The 25,381-nt window shown below is 73.3% G+C and carries 21 protein-coding genes; 8 read left to right on the plus strand and 13 right to left on the minus strand.

Translation table 11 applies throughout. From position 1 onward, the window contains the following. Positions 1-12: 12 nt before the first annotated feature. Positions 13-996 carry an ArsR family transcriptional regulator gene (locus tag EV567_RS08315; RefSeq protein ID WP_207228708.1) on the minus strand — a complete coding sequence of 328 codons (984 nt, stop codon included), beginning with the start codon at positions 994-996 and terminating at the stop codon, positions 13-15. Between the two features lie 57 nt (positions 997-1,053). Between EV567_RS08315 and EV567_RS08320 the strand changes: the two genes are divergently transcribed. Beyond that, positions 1,054-2,364, plus strand: coding sequence for an MFS transporter (locus EV567_RS08320; protein WP_130438001.1), 1,311 nt, complete (start codon positions 1,054-1,056; stop codon positions 2,362-2,364). A 7-nt stretch (positions 2,365-2,371) separates the two neighbouring features. Here EV567_RS08320 and EV567_RS08325 read toward each other — a convergent pair whose 3' ends face one another. The 3 genes from EV567_RS08325 to EV567_RS08335 are packed head-to-tail and all read right to left on the minus strand — an operon-like array spanning position 2,372 to position 4,587. Continuing rightward, positions 2,372-2,956 carry a TIGR03086 family metal-binding protein gene (locus tag EV567_RS08325; protein ID WP_130438002.1) on the minus strand — a complete coding sequence of 195 codons (585 nt, stop codon included), beginning with the start codon at positions 2,954-2,956 and terminating at the stop codon, positions 2,372-2,374. Between the two features lie 10 nt (positions 2,957-2,966). Beyond that, positions 2,967-4,004 (minus strand): ketopantoate reductase family protein, encoded by a 1,038-nt coding sequence (locus EV567_RS08330; RefSeq protein ID WP_130438003.1) that lies wholly within the window; start codon positions 4,002-4,004, stop codon positions 2,967-2,969. 34 nt (positions 4,005-4,038) lie between these two features. Further along, positions 4,039-4,587 (minus strand): DUF1697 domain-containing protein, encoded by a 549-nt coding sequence (locus EV567_RS08335; RefSeq protein WP_130438004.1) that lies wholly within the window; start codon positions 4,585-4,587, stop codon positions 4,039-4,041. Between the two features lie 236 nt (positions 4,588-4,823). On the opposite strand from EV567_RS08335, the gene EV567_RS08340 reads away from it, so the two are divergent. Further along, positions 4,824-7,091: an MMPL family transporter gene (locus EV567_RS08340; RefSeq protein WP_130438005.1), complete on the plus strand. Its 2,268-nt coding sequence runs from the start codon at positions 4,824-4,826 to the stop codon at positions 7,089-7,091. Between the two features lie 134 nt (positions 7,092-7,225). Here the strand turns inward: EV567_RS08340 and mgt are convergent, their stop codons facing one another. Further along, complete coding sequence (gene mgt / locus EV567_RS08345; protein WP_130438006.1) at positions 7,226-8,428, minus strand: macrolide-inactivating glycosyltransferase; 1,203 nt, start codon at positions 8,426-8,428, stop codon at positions 7,226-7,228. Positions 8,429-8,576: 148 nt separating this feature from the next. On the opposite strand from mgt, the gene EV567_RS08350 reads away from it, so the two are divergent. Continuing rightward, positions 8,577-9,023, plus strand: coding sequence for a DUF1772 domain-containing protein (locus EV567_RS08350; protein WP_130438007.1), 447 nt, complete (start codon positions 8,577-8,579; stop codon positions 9,021-9,023). 23 nt (positions 9,024-9,046) lie between these two features. Here the strand turns inward: EV567_RS08350 and EV567_RS08355 are convergent, their stop codons facing one another. The 4 genes from EV567_RS08355 to EV567_RS08370 all read right to left on the minus strand — a co-directional run bounded on the left by EV567_RS08355 (position 9,047) and on the right by EV567_RS08370 (position 13,632). After that, on the minus strand, positions 9,047-10,777 hold the full coding sequence (locus tag EV567_RS08355; protein WP_130438008.1) for a hypothetical protein: 1,731 nt from the start codon (positions 10,775-10,777) through the stop codon (positions 9,047-9,049). Between the two features lie 133 nt (positions 10,778-10,910). Then, positions 10,911-11,429 (minus strand): hypothetical protein, encoded by a 519-nt coding sequence (locus EV567_RS08360; RefSeq protein ID WP_130438009.1) that lies wholly within the window; start codon positions 11,427-11,429, stop codon positions 10,911-10,913. Continuing rightward, positions 11,426-12,943: a HAMP domain-containing sensor histidine kinase gene (locus EV567_RS08365; protein WP_242620720.1), complete on the minus strand. Its 1,518-nt coding sequence runs from the start codon at positions 12,941-12,943 to the stop codon at positions 11,426-11,428. The genes EV567_RS08360 and EV567_RS08365 overlap by 4 nt, the downstream gene beginning before the upstream one ends. Continuing rightward, positions 12,940-13,632 carry a response regulator transcription factor gene (locus EV567_RS08370; protein WP_130438010.1) on the minus strand — a complete coding sequence of 231 codons (693 nt, stop codon included), beginning with the start codon at positions 13,630-13,632 and terminating at the stop codon, positions 12,940-12,942. The genes EV567_RS08365 and EV567_RS08370 overlap by 4 nt, the downstream gene beginning before the upstream one ends. Positions 13,633-13,772: 140 nt before the next feature. Between EV567_RS08370 and EV567_RS08375 the strand changes: the two genes are divergently transcribed. Then, entirely contained in the window at positions 13,773-14,672 is a 900-nt protein-coding gene (locus tag EV567_RS08375; RefSeq protein ID WP_130438011.1) for a DUF3152 domain-containing protein, read from the plus strand. Positions 14,673-14,771: 99 nt separating this feature from the next. Then, positions 14,772-15,635, plus strand: a complete 864-nt coding sequence (locus EV567_RS08380; protein WP_130438012.1) for a phosphotransferase enzyme family protein — start codon at positions 14,772-14,774, stop codon at positions 15,633-15,635. A gap of 28 nt (positions 15,636-15,663) precedes the next feature. Here the strand turns inward: EV567_RS08380 and EV567_RS08385 are convergent, their stop codons facing one another. Both EV567_RS08385 and EV567_RS08390 read right to left on the minus strand, forming a co-directional pair. Further along, entirely contained in the window at positions 15,664-16,386 is a 723-nt protein-coding gene (locus EV567_RS08385) for a 3'-5' exonuclease (protein ID WP_130438013.1), read from the minus strand. Positions 16,387-16,599: 213 nt separating this feature from the next. Continuing rightward, positions 16,600-17,838 carry an SAV2148 family HEPN domain-containing protein gene (locus EV567_RS08390; protein WP_130438014.1) on the minus strand — a complete coding sequence of 413 codons (1,239 nt, stop codon included), beginning with the start codon at positions 17,836-17,838 and terminating at the stop codon, positions 16,600-16,602. Between the two features lie 549 nt (positions 17,839-18,387). Here EV567_RS08390 and glgX point away from each other — a divergent pair. The 3 genes from glgX (at position 18,388) to EV567_RS08405 (ending at position 24,332) form a co-directional block, all read left to right on the plus strand. Beyond that, complete coding sequence (glgX, locus tag EV567_RS08395) at positions 18,388-20,505, plus strand: glycogen debranching protein GlgX (protein WP_130438015.1); 2,118 nt, start codon at positions 18,388-18,390, stop codon at positions 20,503-20,505. 126 nt (positions 20,506-20,631) lie between these two features. Beyond that, positions 20,632-22,977: a malto-oligosyltrehalose synthase gene (gene treY / locus EV567_RS08400; protein WP_130438016.1), complete on the plus strand. Its 2,346-nt coding sequence runs from the start codon at positions 20,632-20,634 to the stop codon at positions 22,975-22,977. 101 nt (positions 22,978-23,078) lie between these two features. Then, entirely contained in the window at positions 23,079-24,332 is a 1,254-nt protein-coding gene (locus tag EV567_RS08405; protein WP_130438017.1) for a M14 family zinc carboxypeptidase, read from the plus strand. 101 nt (positions 24,333-24,433) lie between these two features. Here EV567_RS08405 and EV567_RS08410 read toward each other — a convergent pair whose 3' ends face one another. Together EV567_RS08410 and EV567_RS08415 are read right to left on the minus strand one after the other, a co-directional pair. After that, positions 24,434-24,625, minus strand: a complete 192-nt coding sequence (locus EV567_RS08410; RefSeq protein WP_130438018.1) for a hypothetical protein — start codon at positions 24,623-24,625, stop codon at positions 24,434-24,436. A gap of 82 nt (positions 24,626-24,707) precedes the next feature. Then, the gene (locus EV567_RS08415) at positions 24,708-25,259 is read right to left on the minus strand and encodes a DUF1707 and FHA domain-containing protein (RefSeq protein ID WP_130438019.1); all 552 of its coding nucleotides are present in this window, start codon (positions 25,257-25,259) and stop codon (positions 24,708-24,710) included. Positions 25,260-25,381: the final 122 nt, after the last annotated feature.

Genomic DNA, 25,381 nt, shown 5'->3' on the forward strand with positions numbered 1-25,381 from the left:
GGCGGGGCCGGGTCACCGGCACAGGTCGTCGCCGAGCCGCGTGCGCGCGTACCGCACGGTCCTGCCGCTGCGGGTGCGGGTGAGGAGCCCGGCGTCGTGGAGGATCGCGAGGTGCTGGCTGACGGCGCCCGGGGTGACCTCCAGCCGGTGCGCGAGTTCCGTCGTGGAGGCCGGTTCGGCGAGCAGCAGGAGCAGACGGGCCCGGGGGCGGCCGAGGAGGCGCACGAGGGCCTGGCCTACGACCGGGGGCGGCTGTTCGGCGAGGGTGGCCCTGCCGCGCGCGGGATAGATCAGCAGCGGCGGGCGGGTCGGATCGATCAGGGGCTGGGCGCCGCGCGCGAACAGGGTCGGCAGCAGCACCATGCCCCGGCCCGCGATGCTCATGCCGGCCCATGGCGCGGGCACCAGGAAGTCCCTGGTGTCCAGCCGGAGATGGCTGTCCGCCCAGGTGAGTCGCGCGTCGAGGCCCGGCAGCATCTCGGCCGCGCCCCGCTCCGCGAGCACCCGTCCCCGGTGTGCGAGATCGGCTTCCAGGACGCTCTGTGCGCGGGGCCACCACTCGGCGGCCAGACAGGTGTGCCAGTAGGCGTCGAGCGCGTCCGCGAGCCGGGTGAGGAAGCGGTCGGGGCGGGTAAGCCCCCGGGCGACGACCGGGGGCAGCGCGTCCTCGCTCCGGTAGGCGGCCCGCAAGTCGGCGGCGACGACGTCGGGTTCGGTGAGGCGGACCCGGTCCAGTTCGTCGGCGAAGGCGGGCCGGGCGCGGTCGGGGCGTGGGGTGAGGAAGTCGGGGATCCACATCCAGGGGGCGACCAGCGAGGTGAGCAGCTCACCGTCGAGACCTTCGAGCCGCGGCCGGATCCGGCGCAGCCACGGCCGGTGATGCGGGAAGCGGGCGGGGTCGTTGAAGCAGCGCAGGGAGAACACCGCCTCCTGCAGCGGGGAGTAGGCGAACGAGGTGGTGGCGAGGTCGTCGACGGTGAACCGGAACTCGATCATTGAGCGCCACGCTAAATCAATGCCGCCGCCCGGGGTGCGCCGGGTTGGCTGTCGGCCATGACCATCACCCCGGCCAACTCGGCTCCTGACAGGAGCAGTTCCTCCGAACCCGTGACAAAGGGGCCCGTCTCGCGGGCCGCCGGACTGCTGCCCGCCGATCCCGTGCTGCGCCGTGCCGCGCTGCTGACCCTCGTCAACTCCCTCGGCAACGGCCTCTACTTCCCTCTCGGCGTCCTGTACTTCACCCGGATCGTCGGCCTCGACGCCACATCCGTCGGGCTCGGGATGACGTGCGCGGGACTCGTCGGGGTGGCGGCGGGGGTGCCGGCGGGACGGGCGGCGGACCGGTGGGGCGCCCGGCGCGTGGCCGCGCTGCTGTGGGCGGGCACAGGGGTGGCCACGGCCGCGTACGTGCTCGTGCACACCTACGTAGGTTTCCTCGTCGCGGTGGTCTGCGCGACCGGGTTGCAGATGGCGTCTCGCGGTGTGCAGGGGGCTCTGTACGCGGAGGTGCTGCCGGTGGCCACCCGGGTGGAGTCGCGGGCGTACCTGCGGACGGTCACCAACGTGGCCATGGGGCTGGGCGGCCTGTTCGGGGCGGTCGCGTTGCAGGTCGACACCCGTGAGGCGTACACGACGGTCATCGCGCTGAACGCGGTGTCCTTCGCCGGGCCGGCGCTGCTGATCCCCGGTCTGCCCCTGGCCGCGCACGCCCTGGGCCGTCCGGCCCTCGGCGACGACGCCCCGGCCGGGGACCGCTGGCGGGCGGTGCGCGATCTGCCCTATCTGACGGTGACCGTGCTGAACGCGGTGCTGGTCGTGCAGTACACGCTCGCCGAGGTGGGGCTGCCGCTGTGGATCGTCGAGCGGACGGACGCGCCGCGCTGGACGGCCGCCCTGCTGATGATCGTGAACTGCGCGCTGGTGGCCCTGCTCCAGGTGCCGGTCGCCCGCCGCTTCTCCCAAGTGCCCGGGGCGGTGCGGGCCATGGGCTGGTCCGGGCTGCTCCTCGCCGTGGCCTGCGCGGTGTACGCCCTGTCGGCGGGGCTCTCCCCCGTCTGGGCCGTCGTCGCCCTCACCGCCGGCGCCGTCGTCCACGTCCTCGCCGAGGTGCTGTCGGCGGCGGGCGGCTGGACCCTCGGCTACGCCCTCGCCGACGCCCGCGTCCACGGCGTGTACCAGGGGGTCTTCGGCGCGGGCATGTCGGCGGGGATGATGGCGGGCCCGGCCCTGGTCACGATCACCGCGATCGGTCACGGCTCGGCTGGCTGGGCGGCCCTGGGCCTGCTGTTCGCCGCGGCGGGCCTGGCCGTGGGACCGGCGGTGCGGTGGGCGGGCCGGGACGACTGGCGGGGTGAGGGCGGGTGAGGCTCTCTCACACCTGCGGGCGGGGGTCGCGGCCGCTCGCCGCCAGCGCGCGCTCGAACGGCGGGGCGTCCGGCGGGCAGGGGACGGGGGCGGCGAAGCCGTCGTACCGGCGGTAGAGGTCGCCGTGGCGTTCGACCACGTCGAGGACGAGCCGGGCCGCGCCGTCGGAGACGTGGAACGCCTGCCCGGTGCTGACGGCGACGTCCCAGCCGTGGACGGCCGTCTCCTTGACGATCATTGCGGCGAGGTCCGCCGCGGGCAGCGTGCCGCCGCCGAGATCGACCTCGCCCTCCCAGACCGCCGGGTCGGCCCACGCGTCGACCGCGCGGTCGAGCCGGGCCGCGTACGCCTGCGCCCACAGCGGGTCGGCGGTGAAGTCACGGGTGAGGAGCTCTTCGGGGAGCTGCTTGCGCAGGGCGCGGTGCTCCAGGCCGTGGGAGGTGTAGAGGACCCAGTGGTTGACCATGGCTCTGAGGTCCCAGTCCGCGCAGTGCGTGGGCTTGTCCAGGTCCGCCGCCGGGACGCCGCGGGCGACGCGGGCCGCCTCGGCGGCGCACTCGGACATGTACCGGTGTGTCTCGTCGTGCTTCATGCGTCTCACGCTAGGGGCGGACGCGGCCCGGCTCTTGAACGAACGCGACGGCGTCGTCCGCCAGGCGGGTCAGTTCGCGCACCGGCAGCGAGCCGGGCTCCCTGCGGTCGCGCGCGTGCTCGTTGGCGAGCCGTTGCAGCAGTTCGTTCAGCGGGGTCGGGACGCCGTGCAGCCGGCCCAGGAGGACGATCTCGCCGTTGAGGTGGTCGGCCTCGATGGTCCCCGCGCCCCGGCTGAGGGACTGCCAGGAGGAGCCGCCGACGCGCGGGGCGCCGTCCAGCGGGACCAGGGTGACCTTGTCGCCGCGGACCGCCCGCTGTTCCTCGGCGCTCGCGTACGCGATGCCGGCTGCCCGCAGCACGGCCTCCCCCTCGGCCCGGACCCTCCCGAGCAGCGCCGCCGCCTCCTCGCCGTCGACCGGGCCGCTCAGCGCCTCCAGGGCATTGCCCAGGTTGGACAGCAGCTTGGCGTACTGCCAGCGGGTCACGTCCGGCACGACCGGCGCCTCGAAGTGCGCCTTCTCCAGGTCCGCGGCGATCCGGCGGGCGGTGTCGTCGGCGCCGTGCGGGTAGCGGCCGAGGTGCAGGATGCCGGTGAGGGGGGCGCCGGCGGCGCTGACCGCGCCGGGTTCGAGGTGGGTGCAGGGCAGCCAGACGCAGACGCCGTAGACGTGCCGGAAGCGGCGCAGGGCCAGGCGCTGGCTCTCGACGCCGTTCTGCGCGCAGACCAGGGGCAGCCGCTCGGCGGCCGTGCCCCCGCCCTCGACGGGCGCCGCGCCCCACGCGCGCAGGGCCGCCTCGCTGTCCTGGGTCTTCACGGCGAGGACGAGGACGTCGTCGGCGCGCAGCGTGCCGAGCGCCTCGGGTCCGTCGACGACGGGCAGCCGGTACGTCAACTCCCCCTCGGGCACCCGCAGTCGCAGCCCGCCCTCACTCAGCGCCGCCCGGTGCGCGCCCCGCGCGACCAGTACGACGTCGTGCCCGGCTCCCGCGAGCCGCCCGCCGACGGTTCCGCCGACCGCCCCTGCCCCGATGATGACGTAGCGCATGCGACGAGCCTCGCACACGCGTGTGCACGCCCGGTCAGCCGCCCGTCAACTTCACGAGTTCGACGACGGTGTTCCAGTTGCGGGTCGTCGCGACGAGCCCCTTGGTGAGCCGGGGCCGGGACAGCTGCTGGGAGAGCTTGGAGCGGCCGAGCCCTTCGGGCGCGTAGAGGTACAGGGCGCGGTCGCCGAGGCGGAACCGCTCCGGCAGGAACGCCTCCTGGTCGATCCCGGCGAAGCGTTCCGGGGCGACGGGCGCGGAGAAGTAGGTGACGTGGAGCTGCCTGGCCTCCAGTGCGGCGGCCGGGAACGGGCAGGCCTCGGCGACCGCCTTCAGATAGGCGTGGTCGCGGACGATCACGTCGACCGCGAAGCCGAACCGCTCCTCGACGGCCCGCGCGAGCTGTGCGGCGAGGCCGTCCTCGTCGCCGTGGGCGTTGGAGAACACGGCCTGGCCGCTCTGGAGGTAGGTGCGCACGTCGTCATGGCCGAGGTCCTCCATGAGGGCGCGCAGGTCCGCCATCGGGACCTTCCGGGCGCCGCCCACGTTGATGCCGCGCAGGAGGGCGGCGTAGGTCGTCGTCATGCGCACACCGTAGGCCTTCGCCAGGGCCCGCCCCTGATGATCGGCCCCGAGACGGTGGAACTAGATGTAAGGGCCTTCCTCCTCCCCAGCGGTGAGACGACGCGCTCCGAGGGGAGGACCCGGGCGGAGCGGAGGTCACCGGGCAGCACGACGATTTGGCTTTATCCGAGCCCTACCTTCGTGGTGAAAGGTGGTGGCAGGGGGCCGCCGCCGCGCCTCGAGGGGGAAAGCCCGTCATGGGGAAGAGCGGAGATTCGCGGGTGCGGGGCATCGCCGCGCGGGCCGGCGGCTGGAGCGCCCGGCACCGGTGGGCCGCCGTCGGGATCTGGGTGCTGTTCGTCGCCCTGTCCATGGGACTCGGGTCGGCGGCGGGCCGGGTCGACGTCAAGGAGAGCGACCAGCTGAAGGGCGAGACGCACACCGCCGCCAAGATCATCGAGGAGGCGGGGATCGAGGAGCCGGCGAGCGAGTCGGTTCTCGTGCAGGCCAGGGACGGCCGCCTGAAGGCCACGGACGCCGAGTTCCGGCAGGCCGTCGAGGCGGTCGTGAAGGCCGTCGAGGGCACCGGACAGGTCACCGACGTCACCTCTCCCTACGACACGCAGACCATCTCCAGGGACGGCCACAGCGCGCTGGTGCAGTTCGACATGCGCGGTGACTCCGACACCGCCGGCGAGCGGGTGGAGCCGGTCCTCAAGGCCGTCGACGGCGTGCAGAAGGAGCACCGGTCGCTGCGGATCGAGGAGATCGGCGGCGCGAGCATGATGAAGACGTTCAGCGACGCGTTCGGGGACGACTTCCAGAAGGCCGAGTACTCCGCGGTGCCGGTGGCCTTCGGCATTCTGCTGATCGCCTTCGGCGCGCTCGTCGCGGCGCTGCTGCCGGTGCTGCTGGCCATCACCGCGATCATGGCGACGATGGGTCTGATGGGCCTGGCCAGCCATGTGGTGCCGATGAGCGACACCGCCAACTCCGTGATGCTGCTGGTGGGTCTGGCCGTCGGCGTCGACTACTGCCTGTTCTACCTGCGCCGGGAGCGTGAGGAGCGGGCGGCCGGCCGGGACGCGCAGACCGCGCTGCGGATCGCCGCGGCGACCAGCGGCCGGGCGATCGTCGTCTCCGGTGTCACGGTGTGCGTGGCGATGGCGGGCATGCTGTTCACCGGGCTCGCCGAGTTCGAGGCGATGGGCCTGGCCTCGCTGATGGTGGTGGCCGTGGCCATGGTCGGTTCGGTGACCGTGCTGCCGGCGCTGCTGTCGCTGCTGGGCGAGCGGGTCGAGAAGGGCAAGATCCCCTACCTGCACCCGGAGAGCCGGCTGCGCCGCAACCGGGGGCGGGGCAACGGCGAGAGCCGGTTCTGGACGGCCGTGCTCAAGGGCGTGCTCGCTCGGCCGGTGATCTCGGTCGTCGTCGCGGCCGGCGCGCTGCTCGCCATCTCCGTGCCCGCGCTCGGCATGAAGACGCAACAGCTCACGCTGGACCAGGAGTTCGGCGACTCGCTGCCCATCGTGCAGACCTACAACCGGCTCAACGAGGCCTTCCCCGGCGGCTCCCAGCCGGCCGAGGTGGTCGTCCGGGCGAAGGACATCAACGCACCCGAGGTGAAGTCGGCGCTCGCCGAGTTCCGTACGCAAGCGGTCAGTTCGGGCGCCTCGCGCGGCCCGGTCGAGATCAAGCTGCACGACCAGCAGAACGTCGCCTTCGTGTACGTCCCGCTGGTCGGCGGCTCCGACCTGGACAAGGCGGGCGCGAGCCTGGACAAGCTGCGCGACGAGGTGCGGCCGGCCACGCTCGGCAAGGTGGACGGCCTCGACGCGCCGATCACCGGACAGGTCGCCGGGTCCGAGGACTTCAACGACCAGTTGGGCGGGGCCGTCGTCCCGGTCTTCGCGTTCGTCGTGGTCTTCGCCTTCGCTCTGATGCTGCTGTCGTTCCGCTCGCTGACGATCGCGATCACGTCGATCGTGCTGAACCTGCTGTCGGTGGGCGCCGCGTACGGCATCCTCGTGGGCGTCTTCCAGCACGGCTGGGGCGCGTCGCTGGTGGGCGCGGAGGGCGTGGGCGCCATCATCACCTGGCTGCCGCTGTTCCTGTTCGTGATCCTGTTCGGCCTGTCGATGGACTACCACGTGTTCGTGGTCTCCCGGATCCGTGAGGCGCGGCTGCGGGGACGGACGACGAAGGACGCGATCATGCACGGCGTTGTCACCACGGCGGGCGTCGTGACCAGCGCCGCCGTCATCATGGTCGCCGTCTTCGCGATCTTCGGAACGCTGTCCATGCAGTCCATGAAGCAGATGGGGGTGGGCCTCGCGGCCGCGGTGCTGATCGACGCGACGATCATCCGGGGCGTGCTGCTCCCGGCGGTCATGGCGCTGCTCGGCGAGCGCAACTGGTACCTGCCGAAGTGGCTGCACCGGCTGCCCGACCTCACGCACGACGAGTCGCCGGAGGCGATCGCGCCGGTGACTCGGGACGACGAGGGCGAGCCCGTCAAGGTCTGAGCGGGGTAGCTGATCGACGGCCCGCCAGGGCTCCCACGCTGCGAGGGCCCGCCGGTCTCCAGGGAGGCCGGCGGGCCCTCGGTCATGCCGGGTTCGAGCGCGGCTCGGCTCGTCTCACGGCCGGTCGAGCCGGCTCAGGACCGGTTCCGGGGCAGCTCGGCCTCGATCAGGTCGGCGGCGCGGAGTGTGCCGCCCTCGGCCGCCGTCTCCGCCTGGAGTTCCTTCAGCCGGCGGGCGACCTCGGGGTCGTCGACCAGGGCCAGGGCGGCGTCACGCAGACTCTCGGCGGTGGCCTCCTCCGTCGGGACGTGCCGGGCCACGCCGAGCGCCTGGAGCATGTCCGCGTTCCCGAACTGGTCCACGGCCTGCGGTACGGCGATCATCGGGGTCGCCGTGGCCAGCCCCTCCTGGCTGCCGCCCGCGCCGGCGTGGGTGACGAACAGGTCGGCCTGCTTCAGGATCGCCAACTGCGGTACCCAGGAGTGGAGTTCGACGCTGTCCGGCAGCTCCCCGAGTTCGGCGGGGTCGACGTGCCGGCCGATCTGGAGCACGAGGTGCCAGCCGGGCAGCGCGGCGAACGCCTCGACGCAGGCGCGGTAGAAGTCCGGCTGTTTGGTGAAGGCGGAGCCGAGCGAGACGAGCACGACCTTCCGCGCGTCGGCGGGCCGCGTCCAGGCGCCCTCGGCGGCACGGTCGCCCTGGCAGGCGCCGACGAACGTGTGCACGCTCTCGTCGACCCGGTCGGCGTTCGGCTGGAGCGCCTTCGGGATGACCACCAGGGAACGGGCGGGCCGTCCGACGAAGGCGTCGGGGTGCCGGGTGATCCCGTTCTCCTCCAGCCACGCCGCGAACCGGGCGTAGTAGGTCTGCCCCCTCTCGGTCTTCCTCGGTTCCGCCCACATCGGCTCGGCGACCTCCTGCTCGTAGCCGTCCCAGGCGACGAGGTTGGGCGAGAGGGAGATCGCGGGGACGCCCCATCGGTGGGCCAGGACGCGGGCCGGGTAGGAGGTGATGTCGTGCAGGACGAGGTCGGGTTCGTCCCCGTCGTAAGCCTCGGCCAACTGGGGCAGCGCCTGGATCGCGTCGTCGAGGAAGCGCTCCACGTGGTCGAGGAGGGTGGCGCCCCAGGCCGACGGGTCGGCGTCGGGGCCGGGCAGCGTGGAGTGCCAGGGCACGACCTCGGCGCCGGTCCCGGCGACCTTGTCGGCGAGGGCGGGCGGGATGGCGTAGGTGACCCGGTGACCGCGCGCGACGAGTTCACGGATCACCTCGAGGCTGGGGTTCACATGCCCGTGGGCGGCGACGGAGAACATGGCGATGTGCGCGGGAGTGGTCATGCCGGGACCGTAGACGAGACGAGACGTCTCGTGCAAGCGAGTTCATGGACGCGCACTCCTTGCTAGCATCGCTAGACAATCGAGCGGCATTAGGTCTAGCATTGCCTCACCGGCTAGCAACGCTAGATTGATTCCAGGAGGGGTCTTCATGCTCAACGCACTCGAGGTCTTCACCACCGTGATCGTCGGCGTGATGGTGGGGGTGGAGTTCTCCGTCGCCTTCTTCGTCAACCCCATCCTGGGCGGCCTCCCCGGCGACAACGGCCTGCGCGGCCGGATTCACGGGGCCCGGCTGCTCGGCGCCGTGATGCCGTTCTGGTACATCGGCTCGCTCGTCCTCAGCGCGGTCTGGGCCGTCGCCGGACGGCGCCACGACGGCGCGGGCCTCGTCGTCAGCGCCGCCGCGCTGCTGATCATCAGCGTGGTCATGTCGATCCTGCTGCTCGTCCCGATCAACAACCGCGTCAAGACGTGGACCGCGGACGGCCTGCCCGCCGACTGGGAGCAGCAGATGAACCACTGGGACCGCTTCCACTACGTCCGCGTCGCCGTCATCGTCGCCGCCTTCGCCCTGCTGGTCACCGCCCTCGCCTGAACCGAGGGCCGGCACGAGGCGCCCTACGGGCGGGGCGGCAGCACCTCGATCGAGCCGTCGCGGCCGACCTTGCGCCACGGGTACTCGCACACCAGCCGCTTGGCGGTGGGCGGTTCGACGACGGGGCGGTTCGGGAAGTCCTGGCACTCGTGCCGGTCGGCGTACGCGGGGCAGGCGCCGTCGGGCTTGCGGAACTGGTGGGCCTGCCAGGCCATCACGCCCACCTGCCGCTCAGCGGGCGCGGTGGGAAGGTACTGGTTGGCGAAGAACGAGCCGATCATGCCGCCCGCCAGGGCCAACGCGAGCAGCGCTCCGACGGCGGAGAACTGCCGTGAGGGCGAGGTCCCGGCCCGGCGGACGAGCGGCGCCAGCTTTCCGGCCGCGAGGACGCACGCCAGGACGGCGAGGGCTGTGAGCGTCACCTGGATCTGCAGCGTCGTCCGGGGGAAGAGCTGGACCTGCTGGTCCGCCTCCATGTGCCCGGCCAGCCAGAACCGGATGAACCAGGCGCTCGCGAAGCAGGCGAGCGGGGCGACGACCACCGCCTTGCGCAGCCCGAGCGCGACGGCGACGCCGAGCCCGATCAGGACGATCACGGCGTAGGTGTGCAGTCCGGCGAACTCCCCGAAGCCCGGGTACTCCCCCGGCTCGTCCCAGGCCCGGCTGCTGAGCGGGGTGGTGCCGATGTACGCGGGCTCGGTCAGCGCGAACCCGGAGCACCACTGGTCGCGGGTGCCGGTGGCACCGAGCAGCACCCGCAGATACGGGCCCGCGACGAGCAGGAACCCGGCCAGCGAACTGCCGAGGAAGAGCAGTCCTCGCAGCCGTCCGGTCTGCCAGGGGTAGAAGAAGAGGACGGCGACGAGCACGCCGGGCAGGGACCACACGTGCCAGCCGGAGTACACGAGGAAGAGCAGCCCGAAGACGACCCCGAGGAACGCGCCGCGCCCCGCCGTCCCGCGGGTGGTGAAGCGGGGCGAGGCGCGCAGCCACAGCAGCAGCTTCGCGATGAGCGGCACGAGGGCGACGAGGACGAACGGGCTGTACGGCTTGTGCGGCAGCGTCTGCTGGAGCGCGGGCAGCAGGCCGACGGCGAGCGCCGGCAGCGGCCGCAGGCACGACCGCCAGGCGAGGTAGGCGACCGGCCCGGTCAGCGCGACGAACGCGATGAACAGCCACTTCAGGCCGAAGGCCGGCTGCCCGTCGAAGAGGCCGGCCTTGGCCGCGTAACCGAGTATGTAGGGCACGGCGGGCGGGTAGAACGCGTCCATCGAGCCGGTGTGCAGGATCTCCTCGGCCCAGCCGAGGATGCGGTTGTTGTCGCCGTAGGGTCCGTTGAGGGGCCAGGGGGTCCCGCGCAGGGCGAACACCTGGCCCGCGCCGATGAACCCGGTGCTCAGCCCGGCGACGGCCGCCGCGGCCAGCCGGACCGTCACCGCCCGCACCCGCTCGCTCCCGCGCACGGTCGCCCAGCCCACCACGGCGAGAACCACCAACACGAGCAGGGCGAGCCGGAACTGAAGGTTCGACAGCCCGCTCACCTGACCCACCCGCGTGACCGGGTTGTCGTCGACCGTCACACCCCAGGCGGTGAAGCCGAGCGCCGTCGCCACGGCGACCACGCACTCGGCGGCGGCCGGCCACCGACGACGGGTCAGGGTGCGGGCGAACCCTTCACGCGCGGACCGGGCGGGTACGCCCGGGCCGCCGTTCGGGGTCGGCGCGAGGGTCTCCAGGGCCGAAGCGGTGGTCAACTGAGTCTCCAGGAGGCGCGGCGCACGGGGCGGAGTCGCCGCCGTGAACGAGCGGCGAGCGGGACGGTGCCCGTGTGACTTTCGTGGACCCCGGTGACGTGCGCGTGGCCGACGACTGCACAACGGGTGTCCATCAACCCGCCTGACAGCTCCGGCCGGTTCCGCCTACGTCGTGGCCGGCCGCGTCCCGGACGGTCGCCGACGCCGGGGCGGCGCCCTGGTCGGCGACGCCCTGTGCCGCGAGAACCGTGCAGATCAGCTGGGCGGCCGCGAGCTCGCCCAACAGATCCACCCTTCGCGTCAGTTCGATCGTCACCTGGACGCCCTTCGTGCGTACCCGCACGAGGTCCGGGCCGGTCGTGCGGGTCGTCGTGCGCCCCGGCGGCAGCAGTGTGGTGAGGCGCTGGGCGCGTTCCTCCGGCGTCGGGCCCTGGAGCAGGGCGTCGACGGCGGACTCGACGCCGACCGGCGCGGTGGTCCTGCGGGGCACGTCGACGAGGGTCTCGCCCACCACGAAGTAGACGTGTGCCCGAGGCATGACACCACCTGCGGGGCGGCCCGCCTCGATCACGCCGGTCGTGGGGATGCCGCAGGAGGCGAGAGCGGCCAGCGCCGGAAGGCACAGCAGGGCGGCTCGGTGCACGGATCTCACGGTCGGCCCTCCTCGGACCAGGGCCCGTCCGGGCGGAGCGGGATCTCGACGGTGAACACGGCGCCGCCCTCGGGCCGGTTGGCGGCGCGGACGGCGCCGCCGTGCACCCGGACGTTCTCGGCGGCGATCGCGAGGCCCAGACCGCTGCCCTCTGTGCGGGTGCGGGCGGCGTCGGACTTGTAGAAGCGCTCGAAGACATGGGGCAGGACCGTCGCGGGGATGCCGGTCCCGCTGTCCAGCACCTCGATGACGGCGATCCTCCCCTCGCGCCTCCCGCTCGCGTCCTGCCGCTCCCGCAGGCGCAGTCGGACGGGGCGGGCGCCGTGCCGCAGCGCGTTGCCGACCAGGTTGGCGACGACGACGTCCAGGCGGCGCGGGTCGACGCGTCCGCGCAGGACGTCGGGCGGCGGCAGATCGGTCTCCACACGATCGGTCCAGGCGCGGGCCGCGAGGGTGCGGCGCAGTGACTCGGCGAGGTCGATCTCGTCGAGGTGCGCCACCGCCGCGCCCGCGTCGAAGCGGGAGATCTCCATCAAGTCGTCCACCAGCCGGGCCAGTTTCACAGTCTCCTGGCTGATCAGCCGGACGGCGGTGGCGGTGTCCGGGTCGAGGCGGTCGGCGTCCTCGTCGAGGACGTCGGTGACCGCCGCCATGGCGGCCAGCGGGGTGCGCAGTTCATGGGAGACGTCGGCGGCGAACCTGCGGGCCCGGGCCTCCATGCCCCGCAGCTCGGCCACGGACTCCTCCAGCGCGGCGGCCGTCTCGTTGAACGTGCGGGACAGATCGGCGAGTTCGTCGGATCCGTGGACGGCGAGCCGGGTGTCGAGTTTCCCTTCGGCGATGCTGCGGGTGGCGTGGCGCAGGGCGCGCACCGGGCGCAGCACCCCGCGTGCCGCGAGCAACGCGAGCAGCACGGCCAGCGCCAAGGCGGGCACGGTGGCCCGTTCGGCCGCGTCGACCAGGGCGTCGACGTACGCCGCTTCGGTGGTTTGCGGCACCGTCATGTAGACCTGCACGCCGCTTGCGAACGCGCTCGCCCCGTCGGCCTTGTCATAGATGACGGGCATGCCGACGACGAGCGCGGTGTGGTCGCCGCTGCGCACCCGCTGGAAGACGGTGGCCGTACGGGAGCTCACCGCCTCGCGCAGGGCGGGGGTCAGTTCGGGGAACGGGTCGTTCGGGGTGGAGGTGGCGCGCAGCTCACCGTAGGCGACCAGCACGCGCCAGCTCCTGGTCGGGTCGGCGGAGGCCACCTCGTCCGCGAAGTCCTTCAGGTCCTCCTGCTCGGCCGGGAGACTGATGACGACGCTCAGTCCGTCGACCTTGTCGCGCAGCAGTTTGATCACGGTGTCCTGGCTCTGCTGGAGCACTCCGGTGCGCGCCTCGCGGAAGGTCAGGGAGCCGGTGGCGGCGGCGGTGAGGGCGGCGACGAGCGTGAAGGCCACCACCAGCCTGGTTCGCAGACCGAGCAGATGGCGGAGGCGGAGCCGGGCGGCCGGCAGCGCTCGCCTCACCGGGACGCGAACCGGTAGCCGAAGCCGCGCACGGTCTGGATGTAGCGGGGCTCGCGCGGGGGCTCGCCCATCTTGGCGCGCAGTCGTTTGACGCAGGCGTCCACCAGCCGGGCGTCCCCGTGGTAGCTGTGCTCCCAGACCGCTTCGAGGAGTTGCTGCCGGCTGAACACCTGGCCGGGTGCGGCGGAGAGGGTGAGCAGCAGGCGAAGTTCGGAGGGGGCGAGCGCGACGCGCGCGCCCCGCCAGGTCACGGAGAGTCCGGCGCGATCGACGGCCAGGTCGCCGTAGGTGTCGATCCTGGGTATGCCGCGGTCGGCGGGCACCGCTGCGGCCCGGCGCAGCACGGCCCGGATGCGGGCCTCCAGCACCCGTGCCTGCACGGGTTTGACGACGTAGTCGTCCGCCCCGGACTCCAGCCCCACGACGATGTCCTCGTCGTCGCCGCGCGCGGTCGCCATGACGATGGGCAGGGTCTGGTCGAGGGCGCGCAGTGCGCGGCACACGTCCAGGCCGGGCATGCCGGGCAGCATCAGGTCCAGCACCACGACGTCCGGCCGGAAGGACCGGAGCCGTTCGAGCCCCTCCTCGCCGGTCACGGCGACGGCGACCTCATGGCTGCGGCGGCGCAGGGCAAGGGCGATCCCCTCCCGTACGGCACGGTCGTCTTCGATCAGCAGAACGCGTGACATGCGCTCAGTATCCGTACACCGAGCGGCCGTTCGGATTTCTGTTACCGGATGATCATATGGACCCGCGGAGCATGGGCCGTTATTGCTTCGTTATCATTCGAGCCAGATTCGATCACATCACGATCACAACCTGGACGACCATGAGCACGCACCGATCACATTCCGCCCGTCGCCGTCACCGTCGGGGCGGCTCCACTCCCGCCTCCGGGCGGCGGCGCGCCGGCGTGCTGTGGGCGGGACTGGCCGCGCTCACCGTCCTCGGAGCCAGCGGTTTCGCGGTCGCCGGATGGGCGGACGACGGCGAGAAGGCGGCCGGGAGCCGTGGCTCCTCCCCCGCACCGGTCCGGCCCACCGACCGGTTACCGTCGGCCCCCTCCCCGTCCGGCCCACCCGCCGCTCCGTCCGCCGGCCCGTCCGGCCCGGTCGCCGCCGGCTCACCGGCTCCACCCGCGGCATCCCCCTCCGCGCCCGTCATCCCGGCCACCGGCCCCGGCACCTTCGTCGTTGCTCCCGGTGGCAGCGCGCAGGCGGGGAAGGGGAAGGTGCTGCGCTACCGGGTCGAGGTGGAGAAGGGACTCGCGCTGTCCGCCGCGGACGTCGCACGGCAGGTGGAGGGCGTCCTCGCCGACCGTCGCGGCTGGACCGCCGACGGCCGCTCGGCGTTCCGGCGGGTGTCGGGCGGCGCCGCCGACTTCGTCGTACGGGTCGCGACGCCGGGGACCGTGGACGAGATCTGCGGTCGGTTCGGGCTGGACACCGGCGGCGAGGTCAACTGCAACGTGGCCGACAGGGTCATGGTGAACCTCAAACGCTGGCTTCTGGCGACGCCCGTCTACGCCAAGGACGTGACCGCGTACCGTGCCCTGATCATCAACCACGAGATCGGCCACTTCCTCGGCCACGGCCACGTCGACTGCCCCGGACCGGGCCGCCCGGCCCCCGCGATGATGCAGCAGATCAAGGGCATGCGGGGCTGCGTGCCCAACGTCTGGCCCTACGACGCGAAGGGACGACTCGTGACCGGCCCCACGCTCACCTGAAACCCGGCCCCACCTGTGCGAATGCGAGACTGGCCGTCGGATGCCCCGAGGCCTGCGCGACGGCCGGGGCGGGGCACGGAAGCGACACGGAGGCGGACCATGGACGAGGCACGCGCGCGGGACGTACTGGCCGCGGCGGGGGTGCTGCCCGGCCCGGCCGGGGACGCGCGGCTCCTCGCCCTGGGCGAGAACGCGGTGTTCGCCGCCGGCCCCCTGGTGGTGAAGGTGGGCCGCGACGCCGAACTCCTCGACCGGGCCCGCCGCGAACTGGACGTCGCCGCGTGGCTGGAGGAGGCCGGCGTCCCCGCCGTGCGCGCCGCCGAACCGCGCGCCCTGCTGGTCGAGGGCCACCCGGTGACGGTGTGGCGCAGGCTGCCGGACCCGGTACGGCCCGCCGAACCGCGCGACCTGGCCGCCCTCCTGCGCAGGGTGCACGCCCTGCCCGCTCCCTCTTTCGCCCTGCCGCCGCGCGATCTGCTGGCCGGCGTGGAGCGCTGGCTGCGGCTCGCGGGCGACGCGATCGACCCGGCCGACGCCGCCTTCCTGCGCGAGCGCCGGGACGGTTTCGCGACGGCTGCCGCCGCGCTCACCCCGCACCTGCCGCCCGGCCCCGTCCACGGCGACGCCCTGCCCCGCAATGTGCACATCGGCCCGGACGGCCCCGTCCTGGTGGACCTGGAGACCTTCGCCGCCGACCTGCGCGAGCACGACCTGGTCGTCATGGCCCTCTCCCGCGACCGCTACGGCCTTCCCGCCGACGCCTACGACTCCTTCACCGCCGCCTACGGCTGGGACGTGCGGGAGTGGGCGGGCTGCGGTGTGCTGCGCGGCGCTCGCGAGACGGCGAGCTGCGCCTGGGTCGCCCAGCACGCGCCGAGCAATCCCGCGGCCCTGGCCGAGTTCGAGCGCCGGGTCGCGTCACTGCGGGACGGGGACGAGGCGGTGCGCTGGTACCCGTTCTGACGGTCGCCCCGGTCGGGGACGCGGCCGCTCAGACCGGTTCGTCGGCGGGTTCCTTGACCGGCCAGGTCCCGTCGACCACCGCCTCGGTGTCGCCCTTGCGCCGCAGGAAGGCCTGGAAGTCGGCGGCCCATTCGGCGTACCAGTCGATCTGCCTCAGGTGCAACTCCGCGGGGCCGAGGCCGGCGACCTTGGGGTGGCGCTCGGCTATCGCGCGGGCCAGGCGGGCCGCGGCGAGCGCGTCGGCGCAGGCGTCGTGCGCCGCGTCGAGGACGACGCCGTACTCGGCGCAGACCGCTTCGAGGTTGCGTTTGCCCCGGCGGTAGCGGTCGGCCCAGCGGTCGATGGTGTAGGGATCGATGACCGGGGCCGGGGCCCGGCCGCCCAGCCGCTCGCGCAGCGACGGCAGGGAGTGCCGCCTGAGTTCGGCGGACAGCAGCGAGAGGTCGAAGGCCGCGTTGTAGGCGACGACCGGCACGCCCGTCTTCCAGTACGTCACCAGGACGTCCGCGATGGCGTTCGCGACCTGGTCGGCCGGGTGGCCCTCGGTCGCCGCCCGCTCGTTGCTGATGCCGTGCACGGCGACGGCGTCGGCCGGGATCTCCACGCCCGGATCGGCCAGCCACTCCCGACGGCCCAGGACCTGCCCGCCCTTGACCTCGATCACGGCCGCTGTGACGATGCGCGCCTCGCGCGGATCCGTGCCGGTCGTCTCCAGGTCGAAGCCGATGAGCAGCTCTCGGTGCCAGGCCATGGTGGCCCCCCTTCTCGGTGGTGCTTTCCCCCAGTGGTCCCCACCTTCGCACGCGCCACTGACAATCAGAGGGCCGCGTTCCGGTTGCCCGGCCCATCGACGCTCCGGCCGCCCGGCCGACCGGCGCTCCGAAGCCCGGTCCTCCGGCGTCCCGGCCGCCCGGCCGTCCGGCGTCCCGCTCGCGCGGCCGACTCGGCGGAGGAACCGGGAGGTTCAGGACACCGGACGCGAATCCACCCAGGCGAGCTCGAACTCCTCGCGGTACGCCCCGAAAAGCCCGCCTTCGTCCGTATCGCCCGACCTGACCACCCGGCTGCCGTTGCGCAGGACCAGCACCGGCGCCTCCATCCCGCGCATGCGCCGCAGATACGACTGCACGACCGCGACGCCGTCGGTGCCGTCGCCGTCGACCAGGTAGGCGGTGAAGCGGGGCGTCTCGTCGTACACCTGGATCTGGAAGGCGCCCGGGTCGCGCAGCCGGGAGCGGACCCGGCGCATGTGCAGGATGTTCATCTCCACCGAACGACTCAACTCACCCCGCTTCATGCCGAGTTCGCGCTCCCGGCGCTTGACCGCGCTGGAGGCGGGGTTGAGGAACAGCAGCCGGACCCGGGCGCCGGCCTCGGCGAGCCGGATCAGCCGGCGGCCGGAGAAGTTCTGCACGAGCAGGTTGAGGCCGATGCCGATCGCGTCGAGACGGCGGGCGCCGTCGAAGATGTCCTCTGCGGGGAACTGCCGCATCAGCCGCACCCGGTCGGGGTGCACGGCGACCACGTCCGCGTACCGGTCGCCGACGAGGTCCTCGACCGCGTCGACGGGCAGTCGGCGCGCGGAGGGCACGTCACCGCCCGTTCCGAGCGTCTCCAGCAGCCGCGCGGAGGCGCGTTCGGCCTGGCCGAGGACCGCCTCGGACAGGGCCCGGTTGCGGGAGACGACGTTGCGGGTGACCTCCAGCTCGTCCAGGGCGAGTTCGACGTCGCGGCGGTCGTCGAGGTACGGCTCGAAGCAGGGCCAGTGCTGCACCATCAGCTCGCGCAGCTGCGGCAGCGTCAGGAAGGAGATGACGTTGTCGTCGGCCGGGTCGAGCAAGTAGCCCTTCCGTCGGCTGACTTCGCGCACGGCGACCGCGCGGTGCACCCACTCCTGTCCGGCGGGCCCGGCCGCGGCGACCACCCAGTCGTCGCCGTGGACGGGTTCGTAGATGGGCCGCAGGACGGCGGACACGACCGCGCGCAGCCGCTGTTCGACGAGGTTCAGCCAGATGTAGGCCCGGCCGGCCCGCTGGGCGCGGGTGCGGACCTCACGCCAGGCGTCGGCGTCCCAGTCCAGCTCCGGTCCGATGGCGCCCTCCATCGGACGGGCCAGGGACACCGTGCCGGAAGGGACGTCTGTGGAGGAGCCTCCCTCGTGACCCTCGTCACCAGGGGGCAGCTCCAGCCCTCCCGAGCCCACCCGCGTACCGCCTTCCGCTCCCCCGGGCACCCTGGTCCCAGCGTCGTTCCCGGCGCCGAGGCGCCCGCGTTCTTCCTACGATCTGCCAACGATCAAGGAAGGGTACTCCGCGAGCGGTCGGCGGTGCAGCCGGATGCACAGGTCGTTTCCCAACTACTCGGGCCCGCAAGCGCGTTCCGTCCGGCAGGGGCGCTCCCAGTGATCGGATTCATGGTGCTCACGGCGCGCTGGGCGAGCCGCGGGCTCTGTCCGCGGACCGGCACGGGCCGTGGGACCGCACCGCGCGCGACACGGCGGGATCCGGGGTTCACCCAGGTCACGGGGCGGGTGGGGGCCTTCCGCCCGCTCGCCCGCCGGCGTGTCCGCCGCGCCGGGAGCCGGCGGAGGGACGGTTTCGCCGCCGGCCCGCGGCCCGTACTTGTCGTACCGGGGTGAAGCGGACGACGCGCAGGGTGAAGAGGACGCGCCGGTGTTTACCTTCGGCACTTTCCGGGAGACTCGATGGCAAGGGACCCCCAGCGGGACGGCACACCTGAAAGAGTCGTATCCATGCAGGTCTGGCCTGGAGAGGCATACCCCCTCGGCGCCACGTACGACGGCGCCGGAACGAACTTCGCGGTCTTCACGGAGGCCGCGGACCGAGTAGAGCTGTGTCTGCTGCACGACGACGGCTCGGAGACGGCGGTGGAACTGCGGGAGAGCGACGCCTTCGTGCGGCACGCGTACCTGCCGGGCGTCATGCCGGGGCAGCGGTACGGCTTCCGTGTGCACGGCCCGTACGCACCCGAGCGCGGCCTGCGCTGCAACTCGGCGAAGCTGCTGCTCGACCCGTACGCGAAGGCGGTCAGCGGCTCGGTCCGCTGGGGCGAGGAGGTGTACGGCTACCACTTCGGCTCCCCCGAACGGCGCAACGACCTGGACTCGGCGCCCCACACGATGACGTCCGTCGTGGTCAACCCCTATTTCGACTGGGGCGACGACCGCAGCCCCCGTACGGAGTACCACCACACGGTGATCTACGAGGCGCACGTGAAGGGCCTCACGATGCGCCATCCGGGGCTGCCGGAGGAACTGCGCGGCACCTACGCGGCCCTCGCGCACCCGGCGATCCTCGAACACCTCACCGAGCTGGGCGTCACAGCGCTGGAGCTGATGCCCGTACACCAGTTCGTCAACGACCACCGGCTCGTCGACATGGGCCTGAACAACTACTGGGGCTACAACACGATCGGCTTCTTCGCCCCGCACAACGCGTACGCCTCCTGGGGCGACCGCGGGCAGCAGGTGCTGGAGTTCAAGTCGGCGGTGCGGGCGCTGCACGAGGCGGGCATCGAGGTCATCCTCGACGTGGTCTACAACCACACCGCCGAGGGCAACCACCTGGGCCCGACGCTGTCCTTCCGGGGTCTGGACAACCCGCAGTACTACCGGCTGGCCGACGACCCGCGCTACTACATGGACACCACCGGGACCGGGAACTCGCTGCTCATGCGGTCCCCGCACGTGCTCCAGCTGATCATGGACTCGCTGCGGTACTGGGTGACGGACATGCACGTCGACGGGTTCCGCTTCGATCTGGCGGCGACGCTGGCCCGGCAGTTCCACGAGGTGGACCGGCTGTCGTCGTTCTTCGACCTGGTGCAGCAGGACCCGATCGTCTCCCAGGTGAAGCTGATCGCCGAGCCGTGGGACGTGGGCGAGGGCGGCTACCAGGTGGGGAACTTCCCGCCGCTGTGGACCGAGTGGAACGGCAAGTACCGGGACACCGTGCGGGACCTGTGGCGGGGTGAGCCGCGCACGCTCGCGGAGTTCGCCTCCCGGCTGACCGGGTCCTCCGACCTCTACCAGGACGACGGTCGCCGACCGCTGGCCTCGATCAACTTCGTGACCTGCCACGACGGGTTCACCCTGCACGACCTGGTGTCGTACAACGAAAAGCACAACGAGGCCAACGGGGAGGACAACCGCGACGGCGAGAGCCACAACCGGTCGTGGAACTGCGGCGTGGAGGGCGAAAGCGACGACCCCGAGGTGCTGGAGCTGCGCGCGCGGCAGATGCGCAACTTCCTGGCCACCCTGATGCTGTCCCAGGGCGTGCCGATGATCAGCCACGGGGACGAGGTGGCGCGCACCCAGCGCGGCAACAACAACGCCTACTGCCAGGACAGCGAGCTGGCCTGGGTGGAGTGGCCCGAGCCCGGCGGGGAGGGCGGCGAGCTGCTCGACTTCACGCGCGCGGTGGTGCGGCTGCGCAAGGAGCACCCCGTGTTCCGGCGGCGGCGCTTCTTCCACGGGCGGCCGGTGGAGGGGACCCACGACGACCTGTCGGACATCGCCTGGTTCACTCCGGAGGGCAAGGAGATGGCCCAGCGGGACTGGACGTCGGCACAGGCGTCGGCGCTGACGGTGTTCCTCAACGGCAACGCGATCTCGGAGCCCGGGGCGCGCGGGGAGCGGATCAGCGACGACTCGTTCCTGCTGATGTTCAACGCCTCGCCGCGCCCGCTGGAGTTCGTGGTCCCGGTCGACCACGGCCCACGGTGGCAGGTCGTCGTGGACACGGCGAACCCGGGCGCGGTGGCGGGGGACGAGGCCGTCGAGGTCGCCGCCGGTGACCGCCTCACCCTGACGGACCGCAGCATGACCGTCCTCCAGCGGCCGGCCTGACGGGCCGGGGCGGGCGGGATCGCCTCGGCGTCCCGGGGTGGGCGGGGCCCCGGGCTCGCGCCCGGCCCGCCTGTTCGGGCGGTTCCGAGTGTCAGGAAAGGGGCGGGAGAGGGTACGTAGGGTTCCATGACCTCTGAGCGTGTCGGACCCGTCGTGCCCACGGCCACCTATCGCCTTCAGCTCCAGCCCCGGTTCCCGTTCGGCGCCGCCGCCGCGGCCGTGCCGTACCTGGCCTCGCTCGGGGTGTCGCATCTGCACCTGTCGCCCGTGCTGGAGGCGGTGCCCGGCTCGCTGCACGGGTACGACGTGGTGGACCACGCGCGCGTGCGCGAGGAGTTGGGCGGCGAGGAGGGGCTGCGGGACCTCGCGCGCACCGCGCGGGAGCACGGGCTCGGGCTGGTCGTGGACATCGTCCCCAACCACATGGCCATGGCCCCCGCCCACAATCGCGCCCTGTGGGAGGTGCTGCGGGAGGGCCCCAAGTCGCCGTACGCGCGCTGGTTCGACGTCGACTGGCAGGCGCAGGGCGGCCAGCTGCTGCTGCCGGTGCTCGGCGGGCCGCTGGGCGACGTGCTGGACGACCTGCGCGTCGACGGGGACCTGCTGCGCTACCACGACCATGTCCTCCCGCTGCGCGAGGGCACCGGGGACCTGCCCCTGCCGCAGCTGCTGGACGCGCAGTGGTACCGGCCGGTGTGGTGGCGGCTGGCCCGGACCGAGCTGAACTACCGGCGGTTCTTCAGCATCTCCGAGCTGATCGGGGTGCGGGTGGAGGACCCCGGGGTCTTCGAGGCCACACACGCCAAGATCCTCCAGCTGCTGCACGAGGGCGTGGTGGACGGGCTGCGCGTCGACCACCCCGACGGGCTCGCCGACCCCGGCGGCTACCTGGAGCGGCTGGACGAGGCGAGCGGCGGCCGCTGGACGGTCGTCGAGAAGATCCTCGCGGACGGCGAGCGCCTCCCGGACACCTGGCCGGTCGCGGGCACCACCGGCTACGACGCCCTGCGCCACGTCGACGGCCTGTTCACGGACGCCCAGGGCGCCGGGGAGCTCCAGGACCTGTACCGGCGTCACGCGGCCCCCCGGCCGGATGCGGGCGGCGACTGGCCGGCGACCGCGCGGCGGGCGGCGTACGCGGTGCTCCGGCACGAACTGGCCACCGAACTGGACCGGCTGACCCGGACGGCGGTGCGTGTGTGCGCCGCCTCCTGCGACCCCGCGCTGCGCGACCGCGCGCCCTGGGCGCTGCGCACGGCGCTGGTGGAACTGCTGGTGCGCATGGAGGTCTACCGGCCCTACGGCCCGGGCGACGCGGCCGCCGTCGTCACGGAGGAGGCCGCCGAGGAGGCGCGGCGCGCCTTCGCCGTGCCCGAGGAGGCGGGCGCGGTGGACGTGGTGCGCGCTCTGGTGCTGGGGCGCGGCGAGGGCCCCGCGGCGGCGGAGTTCCGGGCCCGGTTCGCGCAGACGTCGTCCGCGCTGCGGGCCAAGGCGCTGGAGGACACGGCGTTCTACCGGTACGTGCCGCTGCTGTCGGCGAACGAGGTGGGCGGCGATCCGGGCCGGCAGGGGGTGTCCCCGGCCGTCTTCCACGCGTACTGCGCGCGCGTGCAGCGTGACTGGCCGGCCGGCGGGACGGTCGTGTCGACGCACGACACCAAGCGCAGCGCCGACGTACGGGCCGCGCTGGCCGTGCTGACGGAGTGCCCGGGGCGCTGGGCGCGGGTGCTGGAGCAGGTCACGGGCGCGGACGAGGGTGCGCCGGACGGGCAGACGGCGTGGGCGGCCTGGCAGACGGTGTTCGGGCTCGGCCCGGCCGACGCGGAGCGGGTCCGTCAGGCGCTGCTGAAGCACGTGCGCGAGGCGGGGCTGCGCACGAGCTGGACGGAGCAGGAGCCGTCGTACGAGGAGGCGGTGGCGGCGTTCGTCGAGGCGGGGCCGTGCGGGCCGCCGGGCGAGCGGGTGGCCGCGCTGCGCGGCGCGCTGGAGCCGCACGTCCGGGCGAACGTGCTGGGCACGGCGCTGGTGCATCTGACGATGCCGGGCGTGCCGGACGTCTACCAGGGCACGGAGGACGAGTACCTGGCGCTGGTGGACCCCGACAACCGGCGTCCGGTCCGTTTCCCGCCGGCGGATCCGGGCGTCAAGGCGGAGGTGAGCGCGGCGGCGCTGCGGCTGCGCCGGCGGTGGCCGGACGCCTTCGGCACGTCGGCGACGTACGAGGCGCTGCCGGCCGAGGGCCCGGCCGCGGAGCACTGCCTGGCTTTCGCCCGTTCCGGGCGGGCGGTGACGGCGGTGACCCGCCTGTCGATGCGGCTGGCGGAGGCGGGCGGCTGGGGTGACACGCGGCTGACGCTGCCGCCGGGGCGGTGGGCCGACCTCCTGTCGCCGGGGCGGGAGTTCACCGGGCACACGCGGGTGGAGGAGCTGTTCGAGCGGCTGCCGGCGGCCCTGCTGGAACGGGTGGACTGACCGGTTCCGGCGGTCCCCTCGCGGCTCCACGGAGGCGTCCTTGACAGGGCCCGGAGTCCGTGGGGTACTGCGGATGCGAAGGCCGGGCGGACAAGACGGGGGTGAGTCTCCTGCCGGAGCTGCGCTACCCCACGGTGACCGAACTGACGTCCCGGGCAGGGGCGTTGGCTGCGTCACGCCCCGGGCTGTGCACGCTGCGACAGGTGGGGACCTCACGCGCAGGACGCCCTCTGCGCCTGCTGTCCGTGGGGCACGCCCGGCGGGCGGTGCTGGTCGTCGCCGGGGCGCACGCGAACGAGCCGACCGGTGGCCCCACGCTTCTCGCCGTCGCCGAACGGGTGGTGCGTGAGCCGGAGTTGCGGGACGGCACGTCCTGGCACTTCCTGCTGTGCGCGGATCCCGACGGGGCCAGTCTGCATGTGACGCCGGCGCCGAGCAGCCTGCTGGAGTACCACCGGGGCTTCTTCCGGCCGGCGGGACCGGAACAGCCCGAGTGGTCGCCCGCCGTGCTCCCGCCCGACCGGCTGCCGCCCGAGACGCGGGCGCTGACCCGTGTCATCGACGAGCTGCGCCCCTACCTCCAGGTGACGCTGCACGGCACCGATCTGGGCGGCAGCTGGGTGCAGTTGACGAGGGACATACCCGGGCTGGCGGAACCGTTCGCCAAATCCGCGGCGCAGTGGCACATCCCGGTGGAGACGGGCGCCTCGGACGCGGCGGGCTGGCCGGCGTCCGGTCCCGGCGTGCACGTGATGCCGGGGCCTGGGGCGCGTGCGGCGTACCCGAGCCTGCCGGACGACGCCCGGCACAGCACCTGGTACCACGCGCACCGCTACGGCGGTCTGACGGCGGTCGTGGAGGTGCCGATGTGGGCGAGCGACCTGGTGGACGACCCCGCGCCGCATCCGGCCCCGGCGGCGGCGATCCGGCGTCTGGCGGAGCGGCTGCGGCGGGACGCGGCGGAGGTCGAGCTGCTGCTGGCGGACGCGCTGCCGCGCCTGGAGGGCGTCGACGGGCCGCTGCTGAGGGCGGCCCGCTGGACGCTGGAACTGACGCCCGGTCTGGCCTCGGACTGGGTCCACACCCCGCCCGCGGGCACCTCCATGGCGTACGTGGGCAGCGTGGACGCCTTCGCCCGCCGGCTGCCGCTGCGGGCCGCGGCCATGCTGTGGCGGGTCCTGCGGGAGCAGGACGACCGCGCCGCCCCGCGTCTCGGGCGCCTCGTCGAGACCTGGAGCGGCACCTTCGCGGAACGCTTCCGCGCGCGCTGGGTGCCGCTGGAGCACCAGGTCGAACACCAGTCCCGGACGGTCGTCGCCGCGGCCCTGCACGCCCGCGAGGGCGCGGCACGGTGAGCGCCGGCCCGCGGTGCCGCCGACGGAGGCGGCACCGGCGGGGCGCACGGTCGTCAGCGGATGGGCGCGGGTCGTCCAGGTCAGGGCGGCGCGTGCCTTGTCTACGGCAGGCCGGGCCCGGCCGTCTTCGGGACGTTCTCGTAGGTCTTCTTGCACTCGCCCTCGCTGGCGGGCCGTCGGAGCCGGTCGCCGGGGATGCCGGCCTCGGCGGGGGTGACGGCGCCGATGGAGAGCAGCAGGGCGGCCGCGCCGGGGAGGGCGGCCAGCAGGTGCGGCGTGGGAAGGGGGTTCATGCCCGGTGCATCGGCACGACGGGCCCGGTTCCCCAGTCCCGCTCACCCGATCGTGCGGCGGTGGTCCGGCGGGTTGCCGGAGTCAGGTCGTCGACAGGCGGAAGGCCATGCGGCCGAAGGCGACCATGTCGCCCTCCCGGACCACGGCCGCGCCGATGACGCGGCGGCCGTTGACCGTCGTGCCGTTGGTGGAGCCCAGGTCGCGCAGGACCCATATGCCGCCTTGGCGTCTGAGTTCGGCGTGCGCGCGCGAGACGCTCTCGTGGTGCAGCCGGAGCCCGTTCCCCGGGTCCCGGCCGATGCGCAGGGCGTACGCGGTGTCGGGGTGCGGCAGCAGCAGCTTGGGCAGCCGCTCGGCCTGCCAGGCGCGGCGCAGCCGGACGCCGAAGCCGGAGACCGCCTCGACGGCGCCGAAGACGACGCGGGAGAAGCGGTTCTCCTTGGGAAGGTCGGCGGTGAGGGCGACGAGCTCGTCGGAACGGCGGGCGGCGAGCGCCAGCTCCATGCGGCGGATGAAGGTGTCGTGCGACAGCCTGCCCAGGGCGACGCCGTCGCGGAGCTCCTTCAGCGCCCGGTCGCGCTCCGCGTCCGAGAGCCGCGCGGGGGAGGTGTTGAACTCGAAGGACGACGTCACGCTCGTGATTGTCGGTCAGCGGACCCCGGGTGTCCAGAAAACGGGAGAACGACGGCCACGCGTGCCCGTTCCGGCGCCCGCGTCGCGACACCTCAGGGCAAGCGGAGCGTTCCGAAAGCGGA

Source organism: Streptomyces sp. BK239 (genome assembly GCF_004217285.1).
Classification (GTDB): domain Bacteria; phylum Actinomycetota; class Actinomycetes; order Streptomycetales; family Streptomycetaceae; genus Streptomyces.